Genomic DNA, 23,531 nt, shown 5'->3' with positions numbered 1-23,531 from the left:
CCGGCCGGTCACGGCGCGGTCTCCGCGCTGCCGGCCCGGTCGAGCAGGCAGCAATCTCCATAGGAATAGAAGCGGTAGCCGTCGGCGATGGCGCGCGCGTAGAGCGCCCGCATCCGGTCCAGCCCGGCGAACGCCGCCACCAGCATGAACAGCGTCGAACGCGGCAGATGGAAGTTGGTCATCAGCCGGTCGACGACCGCGAAGCGGTAGCCCGGGGTGATGAAGATTCCGGTGTCGCCGGTCCACGGCGTCAGCCGTCCTTCGTTCCGCGCGGCCACCGTCTCGAGCAGGCGCAGCGTCGTCGTTCCCACCGCCACGACGCGGCCGCCGCGGGCGCGGCAGGCGGCGATGGCGTCGACCGCCGCCGCGCCGACCTCGCCCCATTCCTCGTGCATGGCGTGGTCGCGCGTGTCCTCGACGCGCACCGGGTGGAACGTGCCGGCGCCGACGTGCAGGGTCACCGTGGCGATGCCGCAGCCCTTGGCGCGCAGGCGCTCGAGCAGGCCGGACGTGAAATGCAGCGCCGCCGTCGGGGCCGCGATGGCGCCGTCGCGCGCCGCGAGCGCCGTCTGGTAGTCGTCGCGGTCGGCGGCATCGTCGCGGCCGCCGCGGATGTAGGGCGGCAGCGGCATGTGGCCGTGGGCGCGCAGCGCCTCGGCCAGCGCGGCTCGCGGCAGGTCGAACTCGAGCTCGAGCGTGCCGTCGCCGCGCCGCGCCGCCACCGTGGCGGCGATGCCGCCCTCGAAGTCCAGGCGCTCGCCCGGGCGTAGCCGCCCCGCCGGCCGCGCCATCGCCGTCCAGCGTCGTTCATCCAGCGCGCGCAGCAGCAGCGCTTCGATCCGCGCGCCGCCGCGGCGCCATAGAGCCGCGCCGGCAGCACCCGCGTGTCGTTGAACACCAGCAGGTCGCGGGCGTCGACCAGATCGGGCAGGTCCCGCACGGTATGCGCGGTGGCGTCGCCGGCGGCCGGTAGGCGCAGCAGCCGCGCCGAGTCGCGCGGCCGCGCCGGCCGCTGCGCGATCAGCGCTTCTGGCAGCTCGAAATCGAACAGATCGACGCGCACGGGAATCCGACCGGCCGCCTAGGCCGTCCGCTGCCGCGCCGGGACGACGACGTTCATCAGGGCGCGGAACGGCGCCAGGAACACCAGCGCCAGCGCCAGTTTCACGGCGAGGTCGCCCAGTGTGAGCGTGATCACCGACGGTCCCTGCTGCGGCGGCAGGAACGGCATGACGCCGATGAAGGCGATTCCGAAGAACAGCGCGGTATCGACGATCGAGCCCAGCGCCGAGCCGACCAGCGGCGCCTTCCACCAGGTGGCGCGCCGAAGCCGGTCGAAGGCGTGGATGTCGAGCAGCTGGCCGACCAGGAAGGCGATCCCCGACGCCACCGCGATGCGCCAGGGCGCCAGCAGGCCGGACGCCAGAACACCGGCGGCGAACCCGCAATACACGACGACGCGGGCGCGTTCCGGCCCGAAGGCGCGGTTGGCGAGGTCGGTGACGAGGAAGCTCACGGGGTAGATCGCCGCGCCCCAGGTCAACCAGGCGTTGATCGGGAACTGGACGGTGTAGTTGCTGAGCGCCACGATGGCGACCATGGCGGCGACGGCGACGGCCGTCCCGCGGGAGATCTCGTTCATATCGGCCTCCAAGCCCGCTCCGGCGGCACAGGCCGGTGGGCGGCGGCGCTTATACGCCCACCGGCGGTGGAAGGCGAGAGCGCCGCCGGACGTGATGGCGGCGCGAATTCATGCGAAGTGTGGGCGCGGACACGTAGGGGCGTCCACCGGTCCGGGGTAGGGTCCGCGGGTGCCACCCGCGCGTGGGGATGCGAACATGATCGACCGCAAGTTCTTCTTCGACCATGTCCGGCGCGAGCTGTTCGGCGGCTCGCTGCAGCAGGACCAGGTCGACGGCCTCAACTTCATCCTCGACGGCTGGGAGGCCGGCCACGCCGGCAAGGACGAGCGCTGGCTCGCCTACTGCCTGGCGACGACGCACCACGAGACCGACCGCACGATGCGGCCGATCCGCGAGTACGCGTCGGGCGCCGCCTACGAGGGCCGCACCGACCTCGGCAACACGCAGCCCGGCGACGGCGTGCGCTTCAAGGGCCGCGGTTACGTGCAGCTCACCGGCCGGCGCAACTACGCCGTGATGGGCGCGACGTTCGGCGTCGATCTCGAGGCGGATCCGGACAAGGCGCTCGAGCCGGAACTCGCCGCCAAGATCATGTTCCACGGCATGATCACAGGGGCGTTCACGTCGCGGAAGCTGGCGGATTATTTCGACGGGTCGACGGAGGATTGGCGCGAGGCGCGCCGCATCATCAACGCGTTGGACCGCGCCGATCTGATCGCCGGCTACGGCCGCGCCTACCGTGCCGGCATCAGGCAGGCGACGGCGTCGCCGACCGTCGATCCCCCACCTGTCCGGCCGACGACGACGTCCACGTCCGCGGCCACGTCGACGCCGGTCCGGCCGCGCGTCGAGACGGCCGGCCTGGGCCCGGTGCGCACGCATCGCATCGCGGCCATCCCGGGCGACGGCATCGGCAAGGAGGTGATCCCGGCCGGCCTGACGGTGCTGCGCCGCCTGTCGCGCCTGACCAACGCCTTCAATCTGGACGTCGTCGATTTCGACTGGGGCTCCGACCTGTACCGCCGTACCGGCCAGCTCATGCCGGACAACGGGCTGGACGCGTTGAAGTCGTTCGACGCGATCTATTTCGGCGCCGTCGGCGATCCGGAGGTGCCCGACCACGTGACCTTGTGGGGCTTGCGGCTCAGGATCTGCCAGGGCTTCGACCAGTACGCCAATGTGCGGCCGACGCGCGTGCTGCCGGGCTTGAAAAGCCCGCTGGCCGAATGTCCGCCCGGAAAGCTCGACTGGGTGATCGTGCGGGAGAATAGCGAGGGCGAGTACGCCGGCCAGGGCGGCCGCTCGCACCGCGGCCATCCCGAGGAGGTCGCCACGGAGGTGTCGATCTTCACGCGGGTCGGCGTCGCCCGCATCATGCGCTTCGCCTTCGCCTTGGCGGCGTCGCGGCCGCGCAGGAAGCTGACCGTGGTCACCAAGTCGAACGCCCAGCGCCACGGCATGGTCATGTGGGACGAGATCGCGGCGGAGGTGGCGAAGGAGTTCCCCGACGTGACAGTCGACAAGGAGCTGGTCGACGCCGCCACCGCGCGGATGGTGAACCGGCCCGCGTCGCTGGACACCATCGTCGCGACCAACCTGCACGCCGACATCCTCAGCGACCTCGCCGCCGCCTTGGCCGGCAGCATCGGCATCGCCCCGACCGGCAACGTCAATCCCGAGCGCCACTACCCCTCGATGTTCGAGCCGATCCACGGCTCGGCCTTCGACATCATGGGCAAAGGGATCGCCAATCCGATCGGCACGTTCTGGTCCGGCGTCATGATGCTGGAGCATCTCGGCGAGGCGGATGCGGCGCGGCGTCTGATGAAGGCGATCGAGACGGTGACGGCGGAGCGCAAGTTCCTGACGCGCGATCTCGGCGGCACCGCCACGACCGCGCAGGTCACCGAGGCGGTGTGCGCGGCGCTGGAACGCGCCTGACGCCGCTTGGACGCGCGGCCCGGGCGGGCGTAGTTTCAGCCGCTCCGGCGTGGAGCCGGGGCCATTTGAATGGAGAGCGTCCGCCATGGGATTTCGACGGCGCGCCGTCATCGCGCTGGCCGGCTGCGCGGCCCTCGCCGCCGCGCCGGTCCGCGCCCAGGCGTTTCCGCCGACCGAGGCCGGCGCGCGCGCCTTGATCGCGCAGTTCGCGCCCGGCTCCACCGTCGACGTGGACGCCGCGATGACGCGGCTGCGCCCGACAGCGACGGACTACCGCACGGTCTATGGCGAGCCGCGCGCGTCCAGGCTCGAGGCGGCGCATCGCCAGCTCTGGGCCTCTGGCCAGGTCATCGCCGGCAAGGCGGGGCAGACGGAGATCCTCGTCGTGTTCGCCAGCACCGACGATCTGATCGCGGGCAAGCCCGTGGCGGGCGAGTTCCCCGGCGGCTACGCCAAGGTCGCCGGCGACCTCCGGCCCGGGGTGCCGATCGTCCGCTTCAAGTTCGTCGAGCCCGGCAAGACCGCCGGCATGGCGTTCGACGGGCTGGTGCACGTCAACGGCCGGTGGGTCTTCATCCCCGGACCATGGCGCGTCGATTGACGGCGCCAGCGGCGCGGCCGCAAGGAGGTAGCACCATGACGGGCGCGACGAATCCCGACCGCATCCGCGCCGCCGAGGGGCGGACGCCGCCGCCGTTCCGCGTCAACAAGATCGGGCACGTCGTTCTGCACGTCGCCGATCTCGAGCGCTCGACGCGCTTCTACACGGAAGTGCTCGGCATGCGAATCTCCGACGTGTACGGCGACGACATGATGCCCGGCGGCATGGTGTTCCTGCGGTTCAATCCGGACCACCACGGCGTCGCGCTGGTGCGCGCCTCCGGCCCGCCGCCCGCCGACGCGGGGCTGCACCACATGGCGTTCGAGGTCTCGACGCTCGACGAGGTGCTGCGCGCCCGCGACCATCTGCGCCGCCACGCCGTGGCGATCGATTTCGAGGGCCGCCGCCGCGCCGGGGTGCAGATCGCCGTCGAGTTCCGCGATCCCGACGGCCACCGGCTCGAGATCTACTGGGGCCTCGACCAGGTCGGCGCCGACGGCCGCGTACGGCCGCGCGCGGAATGGAAAGGCGCCACCAGCCTGCGCCAGGCGATCGACGATCCGGTCGCCGGCCAGGACACGCGGATCGCCGATCCGGCGCTGCGCGATTTCCGCTGACCGCCATGCGGTCTAACGAGGGGACGGGCCGATGACGGATGAGGCGGGCGCAGGCGCCGGCGAATACGCGGCGTGGCTGGGCCGCAAGCAGACCGCCGCCGACCAGGTGACGCGCCAGATGGCGCACCGCATGGCGGCGCTGCTCGATGTCGATCCGGCGCCGCTGGTCGACGGCGCCGAGCTGCCGCAACCGTGGTACGCCGCGCTGTTCGCGACGGTCGCGCCGCAGGCCGCGCTCGCCGTCGACGGCATCCCGGAGCGCGGCGACTTCCTGCCGCCGGTACCGTTGCCTCGGCGCATGTTCGCGGGCCGCCGCGCGTTGTTCGGCGAGCCGCTGCTGATCGGCGACGAGGTCGAGCGCGAATCGGAGATCACGGCGATCGAACCCAAGACCGGCCGCGGCGGCGCCATGGTGTTCGTCACCATCCTCCACCGCATCAGCGCGCGCGGCGACGTGCGCATCGTCGAGGAGCAGGACGTCGTGTTCCGAGAGGCCGCCAGCGGACCGGCGAAGGCCCCGCCGCCGCAACGGCCCGAAGGCATGGCGGTGTGGAAACGGGCGGTCACGCCCGACGCGACGATGCTGTTCCGCTACTCGGCGCTGACTTTCAACGGCCACCGTATCCACTACGACGCCGACTACGCGCGCGGTGTCGAGGGTTATCCCGACCGGATCGTCAACGGCGGCCTCACGACATTGCTGCTGCTCGAGCTGGCGCGCGCCAAGCTGGGGCGGCCGTTCCGCCAGATCTCGACCCGTAACCGCCGTCCGCTCTACGTCGACAAGCCGGTGACGCTGGGCGGTGGACCATCGCCCTATCCCGACCAGTTCGACCTGTGGGCGCTCGACGCCGACGGCAACGTCGCCACCGAGATCACGCTGAGCGCGGGCCGGTAGAGGCGGCAGGCCGCGCGTGCCGATCGGACGGGCGCGCGACCCTTGCGCCTCGCCCTGCTGGCATCCCGAGCGCAGCGAGGGATCTAGAGCCGGCGCCTGCATCCCTCGCTGCGCTCGGGATGCCAGGGAAGCCCGCTCGGCCCGCGCGTCAGACCTGGCCGACCTCGAGCAGCTCGCCTTCGGGATCACCGTCGGGCGAGGCGAGGTCGTCGCGCGCGACGGCGATGAATTTGTGCACGCCGCCGGTCGTGACGCGGCGCACGTGGCCGCGCGATTCGAGGCAGTGCAGATGCGCCAGCGTCTCGCCGAACGCGAACACCACCTGGTTGCTGTCGAGATGGCGCGGGAACAGGACGGGCACCATCTCCCAGCCGGTGGCGCCGGACTCGCCGCGGCCGACGATCGCCGCCAGCATCTCGGTCAGGCGCGCCTCGTGGTGGGCGACGAGCTGGTCGAGCCGCGTGTGCAGGCCGATGAACGGGAAGCCATGGCTGGGCAGCACCAGCGCGTCGGCCGGCAGGCGGCGGAAGCGCACGAAGCCGGTCAGGAACCAGGTCAGCGAATCGGCCATCGGCTCGTTCGGCCAGACGCCGATGTTGGTGCTGATCTTCGGCAGCACCTGGTCGCCGGAGATCATCAGGTTGAGATCGGCGCACCACAGCGAGACGTGCTCCGGCGCGTGGCCGCGGCCGACGATCACCTGCCAGCGGTGCCCGCCGAGCATCAACCGGTCGCCGTGCATCATGCGGTTGAACGCGCCCGGCAGCGGGCCGACGCCCTTGCCGTAGCCGCCGCGGTGGCGGTGGAAGATCGAGATCTTGTCCTCGGGCACGCCGCCGCCGCGCAGGTGCGCGGCGCGCGACTCCTCGCCGTCGATCAGCTCGTTGCGGATCGACATCGCCGACATGTAGTCGCCCAGCGACATGTGCAGCGGCGCCTTCCAGCGCGCGCACAGCCAGCCGGCGAGCCCGACATGGTCGGGGTGCATGTGGGTGACGACGACCGCCTTGACCGGCTTGCCGCCCAGGTGGGTGGCGAAGATCCGCTCCCACAGCGCCTTGGTCTCGTCGAGCTGCATGCCGGTGTCGACGATGGTCCAGCCGTCGGCTTCCTCCAGCAGATAGAGATTGATGTGGTTCAGCTGGAACGGCAGCGGCATCCGCAGCCAGTGGATGCCCGGCGCCACGGCCTTGATCGCGCCCGACTCGGGGGCGTCGCCGCAGGGGAAGCGCAGCTGCGACAGCAGGCGCTGGGCGTGGTCGTGCCAATCGGGCATTTCGGGATCCGGCGCGGTTATTGTGCGGTGCGATACGTTAGGAGCGCCGTTCCGGGGTGTCACGCGCGCGGCGCGAGGGCCCGCCATGCGATATCGCGGCGGCAGAAGCCTTCCGGCCAGTCGATCCGGTCGACGGCGGCGTAGGCGCGCCGGCGCGCCTCTTCGACCGTGGGCGCCATGGCGGTGACGTTCAGCACGCGGCCGCCATCGGCGAGGATCCGGTCACCGTCGCGCCGGGTGCCGGCGTGGAACACCATCGCGCCCCCGACCGCGCCCGCGGCCTCCAGGCCCCGGATCTCGGTGCCCTTGAGCGGCGCTTCGGGATAGCCGCGCGCCGCCATCACGACGGTCAGCGCCGTGTCGTCGTGCCAGCGCAGATCGAGATGGTCGAGACCGCCCTCGGCGGTCGCCAGCAGTGCCGGCACGATGTCGGACTTCAGGCGCGTCATCAGCACCTGGCATTCAGGGTCGCCGAAACGACAGTTGTACTCGATCAGCTTCGGACCCGACGGCGTCAGCATCACCCCGGCGAACAGCACGCCGCGGTAAGGCGCGCCTTCGGCGGCCATCGCGCGCACCGTGGGCCGGATGATCTCGTCGAGCACGCGGGCCTCGACCTCCGGTGTCACGCACGGCGCCGGCGAATAGGCGCCCATGCCGCCGGTATTCGGGCCGGTGTCGCCGTCGCCGACGCGCTTGTGGTCCTGCGCCGCGACCAACGGCAGGATGTGCGCGCCGTCGACCAGGACGAAGAAGCTGGCCTCCTCGCCGGTCATGAACTCCTCGACCACGACCGAGGCTCCGGCGGCGCCGAAACGTCCACCTCCCAGCATGTCGTCGACGGCGGCGCAGGCCTCGGCGGCGTCGGCGGCGATGATCACGCCCTTGCCGGCCGCCAGACCATCGGCCTTCACCACGATCGGCTGGGCCTTCCAGACGTTGCCTTGGCGGTGGATGTAGGCCTTGGCGGCTGTGGCGTCGGTGAAGCGCTCGTAGCCGGCCGTGGGAATGCCGTACTTGCGGCAGAGGTCCTTGGTGAAGCCTTTGGAGCCTTCCAGCCGCGCGGCGGCGGCGGAGGGACCGAACACCGCGATACCGGCCTCCGTCAGCCGGTCGGCCAGCCCGGCGACCAGCGGCGCCTCTGGGCCGACCACGACGAAGTCGACGCCCTCGCGGCGGGCGAATTCGACGATCCTGGCGATGTCGTCGATGCCGATGGCGACGCATTCCGCCACTCCGGCGATGCCGGCGTTGCCCGGCGCGCAGAAGAGCTTGTCGCACAGCGGCGAGGCCGAGATCGCCCAGCACAGCGCGTGTTCGCGCCCGCCGCTTCCGACCACCAGAATCCGCATCGCATCCACCCCAATGCCTTGAAACGGCCGGCGATCCTCTCCAATATGACCATGGTCATGACCATGGTCAAATCAGGCGGGCGCGCGATGACTAAAACCATGAAGGCGTCGGAATGCAAAGCGAAGTTTCTCGCCGTGCTCGACGAGGTCGAGCGCACCGGCGAGACCGTGACCGTGACAAAGAACGGACGGCCGGTCGGGCGGATCGTGCCGTTGCGCGAGAAGCCGGCGACCTTGTTCGGCGCCTTGAAGGGGACGGTCGCGATCCATGGCGATATCGTCGGCCCGAGCGCGCCGGACTGGGACGAGGACCGCGAGTGGAGGAACATTTCGGGGCGGCGCGATGACGGTGATATTGGATAGCCATGTGCTGCTCTGGCTGATGGAAGGCCGACGGGAGCTCGGCCGGCTGGCGCGTGCGCGGTGCGACGAAGCGTTGCGCGACGACGCCGTCGGCGTCTCGGCGGTCACGTTCTACGAATTGGCGAACGAGCATCGCAAAGGCAGAATCGCGTTGTCACCCGATCCCGCGACGTGGCGGCAAAACGTGCTGGCGCTGGGCGTGGTCGAGTTTCCAGTGGACGCGCCAATCGCGATAGAGGCGGCAGGGCTCGCCGACATGCACAACGATCCCATGGACCGGCTCATCGTGGCGACCGTCCTGCGCAACGACGCCACCTTGATGACGGCGGATGGCGCCATACTGAGGTGGAAGGCGCCGTTGAGCCGGCTGGATGCCGCCAGATGACCGCGTCACCGGGAGCCCGCCCGTGAGCGACGCCGCCGAGGCCGCCGGCCACAACCTGCCGGAATTCTCGGTCTCCGAGCTGAGCTTCGCGCTCAAGCGGGAGGTCGAGCAGGCGTTCCCGCGCGTGCGCGTGCGCGGCGAGATCTCGCAGCCCAGCTTCCCGCGCTCCGGCCACTGCTATGTCCGCCTCAAGGACATGGACGCCGTGCTCGACGCGGTGTGCTGGAAGGGCTCGCTGCCGCGGCTGGGCCTGAAGATCGAGGAGGGGCTGGAGGTGATCGCCACGGGGCGCGTCACCACCTATCCCGGCTCGTCGAAGTACCAGATCATCGTCGAACGCATGGAGCTGGCGGGCGAGGGCGCGCTGCTCAAGCTGCTGGAGGACCGGCGCAGGAAGCTCGCCGCCGAGGGCCTGTTCGACGCCGACCGCAAGAGGCCGCTGCCCTATCTGCCGGAGGTCATCGGCGTCGTCACGTCGCCCAGCGGCGCGGTGATCCGCGACATCCTGCACCGCCTCGCCGACCGCTTCCCGCGCCACGTCCTGATCTGGCCGGTGGCCGTGCAGGGCGAGAAGGCCGCCGCCGAGGTGGCGGCCGCCATCGCGGGATTCAACGCCCTGCCGCCGGATGGCGCCACGCCGCGGCCGGACGTGCTGATCGTGGCGCGCGGCGGCGGCAGCCTCGAGGACCTGTGGGCCTTCAACGAGGAGATCGTCGTGCGCGCCGCGGCGGGCTCGGCGATCCCGCTGATCTCCGCCGTGGGCCACGAGACCGACACCACGCTGATCGATTTCGCCGCCGACCGCCGCGCGCCGACGCCGACGGCGGCGGCCGAGATGGCGGTGCCCGTGCGCGCCGAGCTGCTGGCGAACGTGCGCGGCATGGACGGCCGTCTGCTCACCGCCTTGAACCGCCGCCTGCGCGAGGCCGGAACCGAGCTGGCCGGCCTGGCGCGCGGTCTGCCCGACCCGATGCGCATGATCGAGGAACGCGGCCAGCGCGTCGACGACCTCTCCGGACGTCTGGTCCGCGCCACGACGACGCTGGTCGAGCGGCGGCGCGCGGCGCTGGCGACGGCGGCGGCCGGTCTGCGCAGTCCGCGCGAGATCGTCGACCGCGAGGCCGCGCGTCTGGCCGCGGCCGGCGACATGCTGATGGTCGTGATGCGCGGCTACCGCGACCGCGTGCGCGACCAGACCCTGCGCGGCGTCGAGCGCACCGACGCCTTGGCCCAGCGGCTGTCGCGCGCGTTGTCGCAGCTCCTCGACGGCCGCGCCGCCACGCTGGACGGCGTCGGCAAGCTGCTCGAGAGCTACTCGTTCAAAGGCACGCTGGCGCGCGGCTTCGCGCTGGTCAGGGACGCGGCGGGCGCGCCGGTGCTGTCGGCGGCCGCCGTCGCGCCCGGGGCCAGGATCGTCGTCGAGTTCGGCGACGGCGCCGTCGGCGCGGTGGTGGACGGCGGCGCGCAAGATGATCGGACCGCGCCGGCGCCCGCGTCGTCCCGCGCGAAGCCGCCGCGCGGCGGCCCGCAGGGATCGCTGTTCTGACATCGGCGCGTCGCCGGTTGATCGCATCGACGGTTCGCGCGACGGTTCGGTCCATCGAAAAGAAAGGGAGGCCGCCGATGGGAGAGGTCGAGTTCAAGCCGCTGGACGCGGAGGCGATCGCGCAATTCATGTACGCCAGCACCGCCACCATCACGATGCAGCTGATGAAGCGCGGCCTGCGCAACATGGCGATCAACGTCCGGCCGATGAATCCGGCCGCCAGCCGCATGGTCGGTCCGGCCTACACGCTGCGCTACATCGCCGGGCGCGAGGATCTGTGTCCGCCGCCGAGCCCGTCCGATCCGGAGAACGCGCAGAAGCACGCGGTCGAGCACACGCCGGCCGGCGCCGTGCTGGTGGTGTCGACCGGCGGCGAGCTGCGCAGCGGCACGTTCGGCGACATTCTCGTGGCGCGGCTGCAGGTGCGCGGCGTCGCGGGCGTGGTGTCCGACGGCGCGATGCGCGACCAGCCGGTGGTGTCGGGCATGAAACTGCCGGTGTTCGCCGCCGGCGTCACGGCGCCGCCGAGCATGACGCATCTGCTGCCGGTCGACGTCCAGCTACCGGTGGGCTGTGGCGGCGTGCCGGTGTTTCCCAACGACGTGGTCGTGTCGGACGGCGACGGCGTCGTGATCGTGCCTCGCCACATCGCCGAGGAGGTGGCGCGCGATTCGATGGCGCAGGAGCGGCTGGAGAAGTTCGTCGCCATCCAGATCCTCAAGGGCAAGCCCGTGATGGGGACCTATCCGCCCGACGACGCCACCAAGGCGGCGTTTCAGGCCTGGGTGGCGGCCGGCGAACCGGGCGGCTGAGCCCCGCACGGGGTCGGCATTGGATCGTACGGCGCCAGGTTCGCGAGGAACATCTCGGCGCTGGCGCGCCACGAGAAGCGCGCCGCCTGCGCGCGGCAGGCGGCGGGCTCCACCTGCAGCGCCCGTAGGGCCGCTGCGCGCAGGTCATGGTCGAGAACGCCGACGGGCGCGTCGCCGATGACGTCGAGCGGACCCGGAACGGGAAACGCGGCGACCGGCAGACCGGAAGCGAGCGCTTCAAGCAGAACCAGACCGAACGTGTCCGTGCGGCTGGGAAAGACGAACACGTCGGCGGCGCGGTAGAGCGTAGCCAGCGCTTCGCCTTGCCGCCGCCCGAAGAAGCGCGCGTCCGGGTAACGGGCGCGCAGCCTTTCGAACTCCGGCCCGTCGCCGACCACCCAGCGGTGGCCCGGAAGATCGAGCGACAGGAACGCGTCGAGGTTCTTCTCGACCGCGAGCCGGCCGACGTACAGGAACACCGGCCGTCCATCCTCGGACGCCGGCGTGGGATCGGAGCGCGGCCGGAACAGAGACGTGTCCACGCCGCGCGTCCATGGCCGCAGATTCGCGAAGCCGCGACCCGCGAGCGCGTCGCGGACGCTGGGCGTCGAAACCATCACGGCGGTAGCCGGCGCGTGGAAGCGTCGTAGCGCCGCGTAGGTCCACGCCACCGGCACGCCAAACCGCGCGCCGAGGTACTCGGGGAAGCGCGTGTGGTAGGCGGTCGTGAACGGCAGCCCGCGGCGGCGGCAGAACCCGCGCGCGGCGCTTCCAAGGGGACCTTCTGTCGCGATATGGACCGCCGCCGGCAGGAACGCGGAGAGCAAGGAGGCGAGACGCCGGCCGGGCATGATCGACAGCCGGATGTCGGGATAGGTCGGGCAAGGCAGGGTCCCGAAGCGGTCCGGACCGAACACTTCGATCTCGTGGCCGAGACGGCGCAGCTCGGCGCGCGTGGCGTCGATCGTACGCACCACGCCATTCACCTGTGGATGCCACGCGTCGGTGACGATTGCGACGCGCATCGCCCTCGATCACTCCGCCGCCAGCGGTAGCGGCGCGCGGACGGCCTCGTTGCCGTGGCGACCGGAGATTTCGGGCCACCGCAGAATCGACATCCGGCCTTCGTAGTCTTCGACCAGCGCGGTGCAACTTTCGACCCAGTCGCCGTCGTTGTAGTAGAGGATGCCGTCTATGGTCCTCGCCTGGGCGTGGTGGATATGCCCGCAGACGACGCCGTCGACGCCACGGCCGCGCGCCTCCGTGGCGACCGCCGCCTCGTAGTCGCCGATGAACTGCACGGCGTTCTTGACGCGTTCCTTCAGGTAGCCCGCGAGCGACCAGTACGGCATACGCAGCAGGCGCCGGGCGCCGTTGACGACCGTGTTGAGCTTCAGGGCCAGCGCGTAGGCCCAGTCGCCGAGCATCGCCAACCAGCGGGCGTAGCGCACGACGCCGTCGAACTGGTCGCCGTGGATGACCAGCAGGCGCTTGCCGTCGGCCGTCTCGTGGATAGCCTCGCGCACGACCTGGACGCCGCCGAATGTGAGGCCGCAATAGTCGCGCGCCGCCTCGTCGTGGTTGCCCGGCACGTAGACGACGCGCGTGCCCTTGCGCGCCTTGCGCAGAATCTTCTGGACGACGTCGTTGTGGGCCTGCGGCCAGTACCACCAGCGGCGCAGGCGCCAGCCGTCGACGATGTCGCCGACGAGGTAGAGGCAGTCGCTGTCGTGGCGGCGCAGGAAATCGAGCAGCTTGTCGGCTTGGCAGCCGCGGGTGCCGAGATGCACGTCGGAAAGATAGATCGCCCGCCAGTGCGTCGTGGGAACTGCGCCTTCCGCGTTCATCGCCCCGTCCATCGCGGTACGCCGTCGGACCGGCCACGAGGGCTTGAGTCGACGGCCGGACGCTAGCCGCCGGCGATGACGGTCGTGCTACGGTAGTGATGCAGTACCGTTGCAATCGAGCCTCGTTGGTAGCCCGCAAAATGTCATCGCTGGATGGTCCCTCCGGTCGCCGATTGCTGATCGTCCACAATCCCGTCGCGGGACGTTGGCAGGAGCGGCGGCTATCCGCCGCGCTGGAGGCGGCGCGGGGCGCGGGGGCTGTCGTCGTCGCGGTCGCGTCGACGTCTCTGCGGGGCGACGCCCGGCGGCTGGCGCTGGGCGCCGACTCAAGTCGCGTCGACGTGGTGGTCGCCGCCGGCGGCGACGGCACGGTCAACGAGGTCGCGGCCGGGTTGCTGGCGCGCGACGACGCGCCGCCGGCGCTGGGCATCGTCCCGCTGGGCACCGTCAACGTGCTGGCGCGCGAGATCGGCCTGGCGTTCGACGCCGCGGCGGTCGGTCGCGCGCTGGCGCGCGGGGCGGCGACGCCGATCCATCTCGGCGAGGCGGCAGGCGTCTCCGGCGCTTCCGCGCCGTTCGTCCTGATGGCTGGCGCCGGTTTCGACGCGCGCGTGGTCGCTGGCGTCGACGGCGCGCTGAAGCGGCGGCTCGGCAAGGGCGCCTATGTCTGGCGCGCGCTGGCCGAGATGGCGCGCGGCGCGCGCGCGCGATACCGCGTCGAGATCGACGGGGTGGCGCGCGAGGCGGCCTCGGTGATCGTCAGCAACGCGCGCTCGTACGGCGGATCGTACACGCTGGCGCCCGGTGAGAGCGTGAGGCGTCCGGTCCTGTCGGTGTGCCTGTTCGACGGCGGTGGCCGCGCCGACATCGTGCGCTACGGCGCGGCGCTGCTGATGGACCGGCTGGCGCGCGCTCGCGGATTCAACGTCGTCGAGGCGCGCGAGGTCTCGATCCGCGCGAGCGACGGCGCCGCGGCGCCGCTGCAGATCGATGGCGACAACGCGATGAAACTGCCCGTCACGATCCGTGTCGCGCCGCGGCGGCTGACGCTGCTGATGCCGGACGCGTGACCGGCCCTAGCGCGGCCGCGCGAGCGCCATCCAGATGCCGCCGCCGACCAGCATGGCGCCGCCGGCCGTGGTCAGCGCCCGCGCCCGGCGGCGCGACAGCGTGCGGGCGGCGCGCGCCGCCAAAAGGGCGTAGGCGCCGTCCGACAGCGCCGCGACGGCCATCGCCGTGGCGCCGAGGACCACGACCCGCGTCGCGCGGTCGCCGCCGGAATCGACGAACTGTGGAATGAACGCGCCGAAGAACAGCAGCACCTTGGGATTGCTCAACATCACCAGGAGGCCCTGGAGGAAGAAGCCGCCACGCGGCGCGGCGACCGCGCCCGGCGCCAATCCGCCGCCGCCGGCGCGCAGCATCTTGACGCCGATCCAGACGAGGTAGGCGGCGCCGACCAACCGCAGCCAGTCGAACCATGCGCCCATCGTGGCGACGACCGTGGCCAGGCCGACCACCAAGGTGCCGAGCATGATCGCGAGGCCGAGCTGGGCGCCGGCGACGTTGGCCAGCCCGGCCCGCGCGCCGTGCGTCAGGCTGTTGGCGACGACCAGCGCCACCATCGGTCCGGGGACGGCGGCGACGACGACGCAGGCGGCGATGAAGGCGAGGTAGAGCTCGAGGGACATCGGCGTGGCTCGGTGTCCGGTGGTGGATCCTCAGGGCGACGCGGCGCGCAACCGCGCCAGCCCGTCGGGTGTCGGATAGCCGTCGGCGACGAGCTTCGCGCGGACCTGGAAGGCCCGGAAGGCGGCGCGGGTCTTCGGTCCCAGCAGGCCGTCGACGTCGTCCTGGTAGAGCCCGAGCCGCTGGAGGCGGTTCTGCAGGTCGACCACGTCGGCGCGCGCCAGCGGCTGGTCGTCGGCCGGCGGCTGGCGGATCAGGCCTGGGCGGCCGTCGATCTGCGCCGCGAGCTGGCCTATCGCGATGGCGTAGAGCTGGGAGCGGTTCCAGATCATGATGACCTTGTAGTTCGGCCACAGCAGGAACGCCGGTCCGCGGTGGCCCGCCGGCAGGGCCAGCGCCGCCTTCTCCGTCGAATCGGACAGCGGCCGGCCGTCGGCGCGCGCGATCCCCATCGCGCGCCATTCGCGGATCGGGCGCTCGACGGTCGGATCGACCCGCGCGTAGTCGAAGCTGGCCGGCAGCAAGACCTCCTCGTGCGAGGGCTGGCCGCGCTTCCAGCCGACCTTGGCGAGGTAGTTGGCCGACGAGCCGAACACGTCCGGCAGGCTGCGCCAGAGATCGACGCGGCCGTCGCCGTCGCGGTCGATGGCGTAGGCGGTGTAGGTCGAGGGCATGAACTGCGTGTTGCCCATCGCGCCGGCCCACGAACCCTTCATCTGCGCCGGCGTCATGCGGTTGGCGGCGAGGATTCTCAGCGCCTGCACCAGCTCGTTGGAGAAGAACTCGCGCCGCGCCGTCTGGCACGCCAAGGTCGCCACCGAGCGGATCACCGGGAAATCGCCGGTGAAGGCGCCATAGTTCGACTCCATGCCCCAGAACGAAACGATGTAGGCCGGCGGCACGCCGAACTCGCGCTCGATGGCGTCGAGCTGGGCGCGGTGGCGCGCCAGCATCTGCTGTCCCTTGGCGACGCGTTCCGCGCTGATGGCGTTGCCGAGGTAGCGGCCCAGCGTCAGCGAGAACTCCGGCTGCCGGCCATCGAGGTCGACCACACGGGGGTCGGGCGTCAGACCGCGCAGCGCGCCGTCTGCGGTGGCGCGCGGTACGCCCTGCGCCACGGCCTGCTCGCGGATCGACTCGAGGCAGGCCGTGAAATCGCTCTGCGCGAACACTGGCGGCGACGCGGCCATCGACGTGGCGGCGATGGCGATGGCGGCCGCGCGCGCGCGACCGGAGGATCGAGGAGGGATCGGAGTCGGCATTGGGCGGGGATTCCGGTGCGATCGGGCGGGTGCGGCCATCATAGGCGATCCGGCCGCGATTGGCGCCTCGCGCGCGGCGAAGTGATCGCGCGACGGGCGGCGGCGGCGCCGCCGGGATCGGGCGCCCGTCCTCAGGCGCCGGCGATGGTCATGCCGTCGATCCGGATGGTCGGCGCGTTGACCGCGCCCTTGAAGCGCAGATCGTCGGCCGGCGTCAGCGCGCGGAACATGTCCTTGAGATTGCCGGCGATGGTGATGCCCGACACCGGCGTCGTCAGGCGGCCGCCCTCGATGCGGAACCCGGCGGCGCCGCGGCTGTAGTCGCCGGTCACGCCGTTGACGCCGAAGCCGATCAATTCGGTCACGTAAAGTCCGTCCGCCACGTCGCCGATCAGGTCGCCGACGCTGTCGCGGCCCGGCTCCATGTGCAGATTTGTGGTCGAGGGCGAGGGCGGGCCGGAGACGCCGCGCGCGGCGTGCCCCGTCGGCGCCATCTTGAGCTGCCGCGCCGCCGCCAGATCGAGGATCCACGTCGTCAGGCGGCCCTTGTCGACGATGGCGCGCCGCGTCGTCGGCAGGCCCTCGCCGTCGAACGGCTTGGAGGCGGAGCCGCGACGGCGGTGCGGATCGTCGACGATGGTGACGCCGGCCGCGAAGACGTCGCTTCCCAGCGCGTCGAGCAGGAACGAGGCGCCACGGGCGATGGCGCGGCCGTTGATGGCGCCGGCGAGGTGGCCGAGCATACCGCCGGAGACGCGGCGGTCGAACACGACCGGCGCCTTGCCGCTGGCCATGCGGCCGGGATTGAGGCGCTTCACCGCGCCTTCGCCGGCCTTGCGGCCGATCGCGGCGGGCGCTTCGAGCTCCTCGACGTAGACGCCGGTCGTCCAGTCGTAGTCGCGCTCCATCGCGGTGCCGTCGCCCGCCAGCACGGCGCAGGACAACGAGTAGCCGGCGCGGGCATAGCCGCCCGTGAAGCCGTTGGACATCGCCATGGCGACGGCGGTGCGACCCCAGCCGGCCTCGGCGCCTTCGGAGTTGGTGACGCCGGCAACGGCGCGCGCGGCGTCCTCGGCCTCGGCGCACCAACCCATCAGCGTTTCCGGCGAAGGCTCGCGACCGTCGTCGAGGTCGAGCTCGGGCCGCTCGCGCGCCAGCAGCTCCTCCGGCGCCAGCCCGCACACGGGATCCTCCGGCACGGCGCGCGCCATCGCCACGGCGCGGCCCGCGAGCTCGCGCAGGCCGGCGGGCGCGAAATCGGTCGACGAGACGATCGCCTGACGCGTGCCCACCAGCACGCGCAGGCCGAGGTCGCGGCCCTCGCTGCGCTCCAGCTTCTCGCGCACGCCCAGACGCTGCGCCACCGACAGGCTGGTGCCGGCGACCACGATGGCGTCGGCGGCGTCCGCCCCGGCGGCGCGCGCCCATCCGATGAGGTCCTGCAGCAAGCCGGGATCGACGCCGGCGGGCTGGTCGGAGGCGTCGCGCGTGGCGATGGATCGGGCGACGAATGAGGGCCCCGCGACTGGCGTCGTATTCCGGACGGCGCCTCTTGCCTCCTCTCCCCGCGCAGGCGGGGCGAGGGGCTTCGCGCCGGCCGCGCCTTTGCCCGCCTTTGGCGTCCGTGGCGCCGGTTTCACGGTCGTCTTCGCCTTGGCCGGTGCCTTCGCTGTCGCCGCCGCGGGCTTTCTCGCCGCCGCGGGCTTGCGTGCCGCCACCTTCTTCGCGGCCGGCTTCTTCGCGCTATTCTTCGCCGGCGCGCGCGTGGCGGCGGATTTCACCTTCGCGGGCTTGGCCGCCTTTTTGGCGCCCGCCGCCTTCTTCGCGGCGGGCTTCTTCTTCGCCGCTGATTTCTTCTTCGACTTCGCCATACGCTCGACTCTCTATTTTCCGCGCGGCTCAGGCCGCGTCGTCATCCAGGTAATAGGACAGCGCCAGCACCGCCGCCAAGCCGAGCCCCAGCGCCCAGCCGCCCAGCGACAATCCGCGCAGCAGCCCCGGTCCGGGTGGACCGAAAAAGCGTTCGACCACCTCGACCGCGACGGCGTGCGCGAACAGCGCGACGATGCCGGCGATCACGCACGAGATCGCGATGTTCCAGACGAAGCGCACGACCGAGGCGACCGGGCCCTCCAGCTTGGGCATCGGCCCCCACCATTTCGGCGGCGACGGAAGCTCGGCGCCGGGCCGCCGCGCCGCCATGCCGACGGCGTCCGGCCGCGACGCCGGATCGGGCAGCGGCGGCGGATTGTCGTTCGCGGTGGGCGGGCGATGGTAGGGGTCGGCCATGGCGCGCGCACCATAGCCGACCCGCCCGGCCGGCGCACGGCCAAGCGTTGGCGGTCCGACGGCGCCCGCCCTATGATCCCGCGCAGTTCGATCCACGGAGCGTCCATGTACCCTATGGGAATCGCCGCCGCGATCTGCGCGGCCGCCCTCGTCGCCGCGGGCGCGCACGCGCAATCCAATCCGTCCTTCGACTGCCGGCGCGCGGCGACCGTGGTGGAGCGCATGATCTGCGCCGAGGCGTCGCTGGGCGAGGCCGACCGGACCCTGGCGCGGGCCTATCGCGAGGCGCTGGAGAGCCGACGCACCCCGGCCGACCGCGATGCGTTGGCGCGCGACCAGGCGGACTGGCTGACGACCCGCGACAGGGGATGCCTCGACGAGAACGGCCCGCGCGCGCCGATGCCGCCGCCGGACATGCGCGGCTGGATCGCGTCGTGCCTCGAGATCATGCACAACTACCGCATCTCGTGGCTGCTCGACATGCCGACGCGCGAGACGGTGCCCGGCGCGCCGGGCGCGCGCAGTCCCGGCCTGTCCGGCGATTTCTCCGGTCGGTACACCGCCGGCGGCGACGGCTGGTATGGCGCGCTGCGCCTGCGCCGACTCGGCGGACAGTGGCTCGGCGAGATCTCGACCACCAACGGTCCGACGGCGCATTCCTGCGGCCTTGAAGGCAAGGTGCGCGCCGCCGGCGACGGTCTGGTGATGGACGTCTACGAGAACGACGACAAGCCGGACGACGCCAAGCGCTGCGCCGTCAAGATCACGCCGATTCCCGGCGGCTTCGAGGTCGAGGCCCAGGAGAACGAGACCTGCCGCATGTTCTGCGGCGCCCGCGGCTATTTCTCCGGCGAGTATTTCCGCACGGAACGGAACCCACGCTGATCGTGGAACGCGAGGCGGTCACCGGCCGTTCACCGTCGGCCGCTGCCGGGCGGGCGCGGCGTGTGGTAGGCTTCGGCATCGACGCTTCTTCTCCGGACGAGGAGGACGGCATGGCGCGCGAACCCGGATCGAAACTGCGCAAGATCGCGATGGCCAGCCTCGTGCCGGTGTTCGTCGCCAGCTCGCCCGCCGCGCAGACGCGCGCGCCGTCGGGCCGCGACGCGCCGCCGGACGACAGCAAGCCGCTTTCCGCCGCCGTGGTGCGGGCGCTCGACGCCGTCGTGTCGTTGCGCGCCGAGGTGCCGCGTTCCGCCCGCACCGCCGAGACTCTGGGCACGGAGCGCGCCGGCCACGGCGTGCTGGTCGACGACGACGGCCTGGTGCTGACCGTCGGCTACCTGATCATGGAGGCGCGCTCGGTCGAGGTCGTCGAGGCCGGTGGACGGCGGCTCTCGGCCAGCATCGTGGCCTACGATTTCGATTCCGGCTTCGGGCTGGTGCGCACGGCGCTGCCGCTGCGCGCCAAGGCGCTCAGCCTGGGCGACTCGGCGGCGCTGAAGTTCAAGGACGTGGTCACCGTGGCCGGCCACGGCGGCCCCGGGGCGGCGCAGCGCGCCATCGTCACGGACCGCCGCGATTTCGCGGGCTACTGGGAATACCTGCTGGAGAACGCCGTCTTCACCTCGCCGCCCTACGGCTCGTTCGGCGGCGCCGCCCTGATCGGCGAGGACGGCGCGCTGCTGGGCATCGGCTCGCTGTTCGTCGGCGACGCCTACCGCGCCCACGGCGGCGTCCTACCGGGCAACATGTTCATCCCTGTCGAGAAGTTGAAGCCGATCCTCGAGACGCTGAAGCGCGGCGAGCGCGCCGGCGCGTCGCGGCCGTGGCTGGGCGTCTACACGCAGCAGATGCCGGGCCGGCTCGCCGTCGCCTACGTCGCGCCCGACAGCCCGGCGGAGCGCGCCGGGCTGACGCGCGGCGATCTGATCCGCCGAGTCGACGGCGTCGACGTCGACGAGATCGCGGAGTTCTACCGCAAGCTCTGGTCGCTGGGTCCGGGCGGCACGTCCGTGACGCTCGGCGTCGAGCGCGACGGCATCGTGGTCGACGTGGTCGTGCGGTCGGTCGACCGCTACCGCTATCTGAAGCTCGACGGCTCGCTCTGAGACCGCGTCCCGGGCGCGTTGACTCGCCGCGGCGGATGCCGTTTACCATCGTGCCCAATGGCGCGGACGCCCCCGGCCGCGCCGCGTAACGGAGGGACGACGATGGCCAGGGCCTTCGCATCGCAGGCGGATCTCGAAGACAAGAAGATCACCTTCAGCCGGCTGAGCGACCACGCCTACGCCTTCACCGCCGAGGGCGATCCGAACACCGGAATCGTGATCGGCGACGACTGCGTCATGGTGGTCGACGCGCAGGCCACGCCGGCTATGGCGCGCACCGTCATCGAGCGCATCCGCACGGTCACCGACAAGCCGATCCGCTACGTGACGCTGACGCACTACCACGCCGTGCGCGTGCTCGGCGCGTCGGGCTACGAGCCGCAGCACATCATCGCCAGCGAGGCGACGCGCGAGCTGATCGTCGAGCGCGGCCAGCAGGACTGGAAGTCGGAGTTCCAGCGCTTTCCGCGGCTGTTCCGCGACGCCGATTCGATCCCCGGCCTGACCTGGCCGACGATCACGTTCAAGGACCGCATGACGCTGTGGATGGGCAAGCTGCAGGTCGACATCATCCACGCCGGCCGCGGCCACACCAAGGGCGACACGATCGTGTGGCTGCCGCAGGAGCGGGTGCTGTTCTCGGGCGACCTGGTCGAGTTCGCGGCCACGCCCTACGCCGGCGACGCCTATTTCCAGGACTGGCCGGCGACGCTGCAGACGCTGCGCGACATGAACGCCGAGGCGCTGGTGCCCGGCCGCGGCGACGCGCTGACCACGCCGGCGGCGGTCGAATCGGGCCTCGCCAGCACGCAGTCCTTCATCGCCGAGCTCTACGCCGAGGTGAAGCGCCGGGCGGATTCCGGCGCCGACCTGAAGACCGCCTACGACGCGGCGCTGGCGGCGATGCGGCCGCGCTACGGCAACTGGGTGATCTTCGACCACTGCATGCCGTTCGACGTGACGCGCGCCTACGACGAGGCCAAGGGCGTCGAGCATCCGCGCATCTGGACCGCCGAGCGAGACATCGAGATGTGGAAGGCGCTCGAGCAGGGCGCCTGAGCCGGCGCGTCCGGCGATGGCCAGCTACGCCTATCCGAGATACGCCTACACGCCGCCTCCCGAGCTGAAAGGCGGCGGCGGTGTCGCGCCCGTGGTCGTCGTCGGCGCCGGGCTTGTCGGGTTGACGCTGGCGCTGGACCTGGCGCTGAAGGGTGTCGCGGTCGTCGTCGTCGACGAGGACGACACCGTCAGCGTCGGCAGCCGCTCGATCTGCCAGGCCCAGCGGACGCTCGAGATCTGGCACCGCCTCGGCGTCGCCGACCGCATGGTCGCGAAGGGCGTGACCTGGGACACCGGCGAGGTCTATCTCGGCGACAGGCCGGTCTACCGCTTCGGCCTCCAGCCCGAGCCCGGCCAGCGCTTCCCCGCCTTCATCAACCTCCAGCAGTACTACTGCGAGCAGTACCTGATCGAGCGCATCGCCGAGGTCGGCGGCGTCGATCTGCGCTGGCGCAACAAGGTGGTCGCGGTGCGGCCGGCGGACGACCACGTCGCGCTCGACGTCGAGACGCCGGACGGACGCTACGCGCTGCGGGCCGCGTGGGTGGTGGCGTGCGACGGCGCCCGCAGCCCGGTGCGGACGATGATGGGTTTGCCGTTCGAGGGCGAGACCTTCGACGACCAGTTCCTGATCGCCGACATCCGCATGCGCGCGGCGCTGCCGAACGTGCGGAAATACTGGTTCTATCCGCCGTTCCATCCCGACAATTCGGTGCTGTTGCACCGCCAGGCCGACGACGTGCTGCGCGTCGATTTCCAGCTCGGCCCGGACGCCGACGCCGAGGCGGAGCGGCGCGTCGAGAACATCGACCGCCGTCTGCGCGTGATGTTCGGGCGGGACGCCGTGTGGGAGCACGAGTGGACCAGCGTCTACCGCTTCTCGTGCCGGATGCTGCCGCGGTTCGTCGAGGGCCGCGTGGTGTTCGCCGGCGACGCCGCGCATGTCGTGTCGCCGTTCGGCGCCAGGGGCGGCAATTCCGGCGCGCAGGACGCCGACAATCTCGGCTGGAAGCTGGCGCTGGTGGCGCGCGGCGACGCGCCGGCGTCGCTGCTGGAGAGCTATTCCATCGAACGCGCCCAGGCGGCGCGCGAGAACATCAGGCAATCGACGCGCAGCACCGATTTCATCACGCCGAAATTCCCGGCGGCGCTGGATTTCCGCGACGCCGCGCTCGACCTCGCCCGCGACGCGCCGTTCGCGCGCGCCATGGTCAACAGCGGCCGGCTGTCGCGGCCGACGCCGATGCCGGTCTCGCCGCTGCACACGCCGGACGTCGACGACGATTGGACCGCCGGGCCGGCACCCGGCGACGCCTTCGTCGACGCGCCGCTCGAGGGCGGCGCGGCGTGGGCGGTCGAAGCGGTCGCCGGCCGCTTCGCGTTGGTCGCGTTCGCGGATTCCGACGGCGCGCCGCCGGCGGCGCTGCGCGGCGCGCCGGAGCGGCTGGCGTCGGCGCCATCGCCTGCCGTGTGCCTGCTGGTGTCGGATGGCGCGGCCTCCGCCGCCGGATGGACGGCGGCGCGGGACGTCGAGGGACATCTGGTGCGGCGTTGCGGCGCGCGCGCCGGTACTTCGTATCTGGTCCGGCCCGACCAGGTCGTGGCGGGGCGCTGGCGGCGCGGCGACGCGGCGGCGGTGGCGGCGGCGTTGCGCCGCGCGACGGGAGGCTGACATGGCGGCGCTGAAGACCGACCTCAACCTCGCCCGGCCGGACGACGTCTACAACCTGATCGTCGACGCCCACAAGGACCTCGACGACGCCGGCGCGCGCGCCTTCCAGGCGAAGCTGATCCTGCTGCTGGCCAACCATGTCGGCGACGAGGCCGCGATCCGCGAGGCCGTCGACCTCGCGCGCCGCGACGCGGGGCGCGGTCTCGCCGCCGGCCGATCGACATAGCG

At 71.9% G+C, this 23,531-nt stretch carries 23 protein-coding genes and 1 pseudogene; 14 read left to right on the top strand and 10 right to left on the bottom strand.

Features of this window, described 5'->3' with window-relative positions:
• Nucleotides 1-8: 8 nt before the first annotated feature.
• A pseudogene (gene queA, locus IPK81_08080) lies at nt 9-1,063 on the bottom strand (tRNA preQ1(34) S-adenosylmethionine ribosyltransferase-isomerase QueA).
• An 18-nt stretch (nt 1,064-1,081) separates the two neighbouring features.
• On the bottom strand, nt 1,082-1,642 hold the full coding sequence (locus IPK81_08075) for a VUT family protein (protein ID QQS14124.1): 561 nt from the start codon (nt 1,640-1,642) through the stop codon (nt 1,082-1,084).
• 871 nt (nt 1,643-2,513) lie between these two features.
• Between IPK81_08075 and IPK81_08070 the strand changes: the two genes are divergently transcribed.
• From IPK81_08070 to IPK81_08055, 4 genes are all read left to right on the top strand, one after another.
• Nucleotides 2,514-3,584, top strand: a complete 1,071-nt coding sequence (locus tag IPK81_08070) for a tartrate dehydrogenase (protein QQS15006.1) — start codon at nt 2,514-2,516, stop codon at nt 3,582-3,584.
• Between the two features lie 85 nt (nt 3,585-3,669).
• Entirely contained in the window at nt 3,670-4,185 is a 516-nt protein-coding gene (locus IPK81_08065; GenBank protein QQS14123.1) for a hypothetical protein, read from the top strand.
• A gap of 35 nt (nt 4,186-4,220) precedes the next feature.
• The gene (locus IPK81_08060; protein QQS14122.1) at nt 4,221-4,802 is read left to right on the top strand and encodes a VOC family protein; all 582 of its coding nucleotides are present in this window, start codon (nt 4,221-4,223) and stop codon (nt 4,800-4,802) included.
• A gap of 31 nt (nt 4,803-4,833) precedes the next feature.
• Complete coding sequence (locus IPK81_08055; protein ID QQS14121.1) at nt 4,834-5,700, top strand: MaoC family dehydratase N-terminal domain-containing protein; 867 nt, start codon at nt 4,834-4,836, stop codon at nt 5,698-5,700.
• 148 nt (nt 5,701-5,848) lie between these two features.
• Here IPK81_08055 and IPK81_08050 read toward each other — a convergent pair whose 3' ends face one another.
• Both IPK81_08050 and purD read right to left on the bottom strand, forming a co-directional pair.
• Complete coding sequence (locus IPK81_08050; protein ID QQS14120.1) at nt 5,849-6,976, bottom strand: MBL fold metallo-hydrolase; 1,128 nt, start codon at nt 6,974-6,976, stop codon at nt 5,849-5,851.
• 59 nt (nt 6,977-7,035) lie between these two features.
• A complete protein-coding gene (purD, locus tag IPK81_08045) occupies nt 7,036-8,328 on the bottom strand; it encodes a phosphoribosylamine--glycine ligase (GenBank protein ID QQS14119.1) in 1,293 nt (430 codons plus the stop codon).
• Between the two features lie 87 nt (nt 8,329-8,415).
• Here purD and IPK81_08040 point away from each other — a divergent pair, with 87 nt between their 5' ends.
• The 4 genes from IPK81_08040 (at nt 8,416) to IPK81_08025 (ending at nt 11,434) form a co-directional block, all read left to right on the top strand.
• The gene (locus IPK81_08040; GenBank protein QQS15005.1) at nt 8,416-8,691 is read left to right on the top strand and encodes a type II toxin-antitoxin system prevent-host-death family antitoxin; all 276 of its coding nucleotides are present in this window, start codon (nt 8,416-8,418) and stop codon (nt 8,689-8,691) included.
• The gene (locus tag IPK81_08035; protein ID QQS14118.1) at nt 8,672-9,076 is read left to right on the top strand and encodes a type II toxin-antitoxin system VapC family toxin; all 405 of its coding nucleotides are present in this window, start codon (nt 8,672-8,674) and stop codon (nt 9,074-9,076) included. The genes IPK81_08040 and IPK81_08035 overlap by 20 nt, the downstream gene beginning before the upstream one ends.
• Nucleotides 9,063-10,622 (top strand): exodeoxyribonuclease VII large subunit, encoded by a 1,560-nt coding sequence (locus tag IPK81_08030; protein QQS14117.1) that lies wholly within the window; start codon nt 9,063-9,065, stop codon nt 10,620-10,622. Before IPK81_08035 ends, IPK81_08030 begins: the two co-directional genes overlap by 14 nt.
• A 77-nt stretch (nt 10,623-10,699) precedes the next feature.
• Nucleotides 10,700-11,434, top strand: a complete 735-nt coding sequence (locus tag IPK81_08025; protein QQS14116.1) for a ribonuclease activity regulator RraA — start codon at nt 10,700-10,702, stop codon at nt 11,432-11,434.
• Here IPK81_08025 and IPK81_08020 read toward each other — a convergent pair.
• Entirely contained in the window at nt 11,398-12,459 is a 1,062-nt protein-coding gene (locus IPK81_08020) for a glycosyltransferase family 1 protein (protein ID QQS14115.1), read from the bottom strand. The genes IPK81_08025 and IPK81_08020 overlap by 37 nt on opposite strands.
• Before the next feature lie 9 nt (nt 12,460-12,468).
• Nucleotides 12,469-13,281, bottom strand: a complete 813-nt coding sequence (locus IPK81_08015; GenBank protein QQS14114.1) for a UDP-2,3-diacylglucosamine diphosphatase — start codon at nt 13,279-13,281, stop codon at nt 12,469-12,471.
• 140 nt (nt 13,282-13,421) lie between these two features.
• Here IPK81_08015 and IPK81_08010 point away from each other — a divergent pair, with 140 nt between their 5' ends.
• On the top strand, nt 13,422-14,351 hold the full coding sequence (locus IPK81_08010; protein ID QQS14113.1) for a diacylglycerol kinase family lipid kinase: 930 nt from the start codon (nt 13,422-13,424) through the stop codon (nt 14,349-14,351).
• A gap of 6 nt (nt 14,352-14,357) precedes the next feature.
• Here the strand turns inward: IPK81_08010 and IPK81_08005 are convergent, their stop codons facing one another.
• The 4 genes from IPK81_08005 to IPK81_07990 form a co-directional block, all read right to left on the bottom strand.
• The gene (locus IPK81_08005; protein QQS14112.1) at nt 14,358-14,972 is read right to left on the bottom strand and encodes a LysE family translocator; all 615 of its coding nucleotides are present in this window, start codon (nt 14,970-14,972) and stop codon (nt 14,358-14,360) included.
• A gap of 30 nt (nt 14,973-15,002) precedes the next feature.
• A complete protein-coding gene (locus tag IPK81_08000) occupies nt 15,003-16,232 on the bottom strand; it encodes a lytic murein transglycosylase (protein QQS14111.1) in 1,230 nt (409 codons plus the stop codon).
• Nucleotides 16,233-16,363: 131 nt separating this feature from the next.
• Nucleotides 16,364-18,103 carry a TldD/PmbA family protein gene (locus IPK81_07995; GenBank protein ID QQS14110.1) on the bottom strand — a complete coding sequence of 580 codons (1,740 nt, stop codon included), beginning with the start codon at nt 18,101-18,103 and terminating at the stop codon, nt 16,364-16,366.
• Between the two features lie 28 nt (nt 18,104-18,131).
• On the bottom strand, nt 18,132-18,521 hold the full coding sequence (locus IPK81_07990) for a hypothetical protein (protein ID QQS14109.1): 390 nt from the start codon (nt 18,519-18,521) through the stop codon (nt 18,132-18,134).
• A gap of 105 nt (nt 18,522-18,626) precedes the next feature.
• Between IPK81_07990 and IPK81_07985 the strand changes: the two genes are divergently transcribed.
• From IPK81_07985 to IPK81_07965, 5 genes are all read left to right on the top strand, one after another.
• Entirely contained in the window at nt 18,627-19,406 is a 780-nt protein-coding gene (locus IPK81_07985) for a DUF1311 domain-containing protein (GenBank protein ID QQS14108.1), read from the top strand.
• Nucleotides 19,407-19,555: 149 nt separating this feature from the next.
• Nucleotides 19,556-20,572 (top strand): serine protease, encoded by a 1,017-nt coding sequence (locus IPK81_07980; GenBank protein QQS15004.1) that lies wholly within the window; start codon nt 19,556-19,558, stop codon nt 20,570-20,572.
• A gap of 102 nt (nt 20,573-20,674) precedes the next feature.
• Complete coding sequence (locus tag IPK81_07975) at nt 20,675-21,631, top strand: MBL fold metallo-hydrolase (protein ID QQS14107.1); 957 nt, start codon at nt 20,675-20,677, stop codon at nt 21,629-21,631.
• A 16-nt stretch (nt 21,632-21,647) separates the two neighbouring features.
• The gene (locus IPK81_07970; protein ID QQS14106.1) at nt 21,648-23,303 is read left to right on the top strand and encodes an FAD-dependent monooxygenase; all 1,656 of its coding nucleotides are present in this window, start codon (nt 21,648-21,650) and stop codon (nt 23,301-23,303) included.
• Between the two features lies 1 nt (nt 23,304).
• Nucleotides 23,305-23,529, top strand: a complete 225-nt coding sequence (locus IPK81_07965; GenBank protein ID QQS14105.1) for a DUF2783 domain-containing protein — start codon at nt 23,305-23,307, stop codon at nt 23,527-23,529.
• Nucleotides 23,530-23,531 lie beyond the last annotated feature (2 nt).

Source organism: Rhodospirillales bacterium (assembly GCA_016699855.1).
In the GTDB taxonomy this organism is placed as follows: Bacteria; Pseudomonadota; Alphaproteobacteria; order Reyranellales; family Reyranellaceae.
This window is presented reverse-complemented; position numbering and strand designations above follow the sequence as displayed.

Bases quoted from the DNA above. Each gene is read 5' to 3' on its own strand.
- IPK81_08065 (QQS14123.1), top strand. From the start codon at position 3,670: ATGGGATTTCGACGGCGCGCCGTCATCGCGCTGGCCGGCTGCGCGGCC.
- IPK81_07990 (QQS14109.1), bottom strand. From the start codon at position 18,521: ATGGCCGACCCCTACCATCGCCCGCCCACCGCGAACGACAATCCGCCG.
- IPK81_08030 (QQS14117.1), top strand. From the start codon at position 9,063: ATGCCGCCAGATGACCGCGTCACCGGGAGCCCGCCCGTGAGCGACGCC.
- IPK81_08060 (QQS14122.1), top strand. From the start codon at position 4,221: ATGACGGGCGCGACGAATCCCGACCGCATCCGCGCCGCCGAGGGGCGG.
- IPK81_08050 (QQS14120.1), bottom strand. From the start codon at position 6,976: ATGCCCGATTGGCACGACCACGCCCAGCGCCTGCTGTCGCAGCTGCGC.
- IPK81_08000 (QQS14111.1), bottom strand. From the start codon at position 16,232: ATGCCGACTCCGATCCCTCCTCGATCCTCCGGTCGCGCGCGCGCGGCC.
- IPK81_07985 (QQS14108.1), top strand. From the start codon at position 18,627: ATGTACCCTATGGGAATCGCCGCCGCGATCTGCGCGGCCGCCCTCGTC.
- IPK81_07980 (QQS15004.1), top strand. From the start codon at position 19,556: ATGGCCAGCCTCGTGCCGGTGTTCGTCGCCAGCTCGCCCGCCGCGCAG.
- purD (QQS14119.1), bottom strand. From the start codon at position 8,328: ATGCGGATTCTGGTGGTCGGAAGCGGCGGGCGCGAACACGCGCTGTGC.
- IPK81_08040 (QQS15005.1), top strand. From the start codon at position 8,416: ATGACTAAAACCATGAAGGCGTCGGAATGCAAAGCGAAGTTTCTCGCC.
- IPK81_08010 (QQS14113.1), top strand. From the start codon at position 13,422: ATGTCATCGCTGGATGGTCCCTCCGGTCGCCGATTGCTGATCGTCCAC.
- IPK81_07995 (QQS14110.1), bottom strand. From the start codon at position 18,103: ATGGCGAAGTCGAAGAAGAAATCAGCGGCGAAGAAGAAGCCCGCCGCG.
- IPK81_08035 (QQS14118.1), top strand. From the start codon at position 8,672: ATGACGGTGATATTGGATAGCCATGTGCTGCTCTGGCTGATGGAAGGC.
- IPK81_07970 (QQS14106.1), top strand. From the start codon at position 21,648: ATGGCCAGCTACGCCTATCCGAGATACGCCTACACGCCGCCTCCCGAG.
- IPK81_08005 (QQS14112.1), bottom strand. From the start codon at position 14,972: ATGTCCCTCGAGCTCTACCTCGCCTTCATCGCCGCCTGCGTCGTCGTC.
- IPK81_08075 (QQS14124.1), bottom strand. From the start codon at position 1,642: ATGAACGAGATCTCCCGCGGGACGGCCGTCGCCGTCGCCGCCATGGTC.
- IPK81_08055 (QQS14121.1), top strand. From the start codon at position 4,834: ATGACGGATGAGGCGGGCGCAGGCGCCGGCGAATACGCGGCGTGGCTG.
- IPK81_08015 (QQS14114.1), bottom strand. From the start codon at position 13,281: ATGAACGCGGAAGGCGCAGTTCCCACGACGCACTGGCGGGCGATCTAT.
- IPK81_08020 (QQS14115.1), bottom strand. From the start codon at position 12,459: ATGCGCGTCGCAATCGTCACCGACGCGTGGCATCCACAGGTGAATGGC.
- IPK81_07965 (QQS14105.1), top strand. From the start codon at position 23,305: ATGGCGGCGCTGAAGACCGACCTCAACCTCGCCCGGCCGGACGACGTC.
- IPK81_07975 (QQS14107.1), top strand. From the start codon at position 20,675: ATGGCCAGGGCCTTCGCATCGCAGGCGGATCTCGAAGACAAGAAGATC.
- IPK81_08025 (QQS14116.1), top strand. From the start codon at position 10,700: ATGGGAGAGGTCGAGTTCAAGCCGCTGGACGCGGAGGCGATCGCGCAA.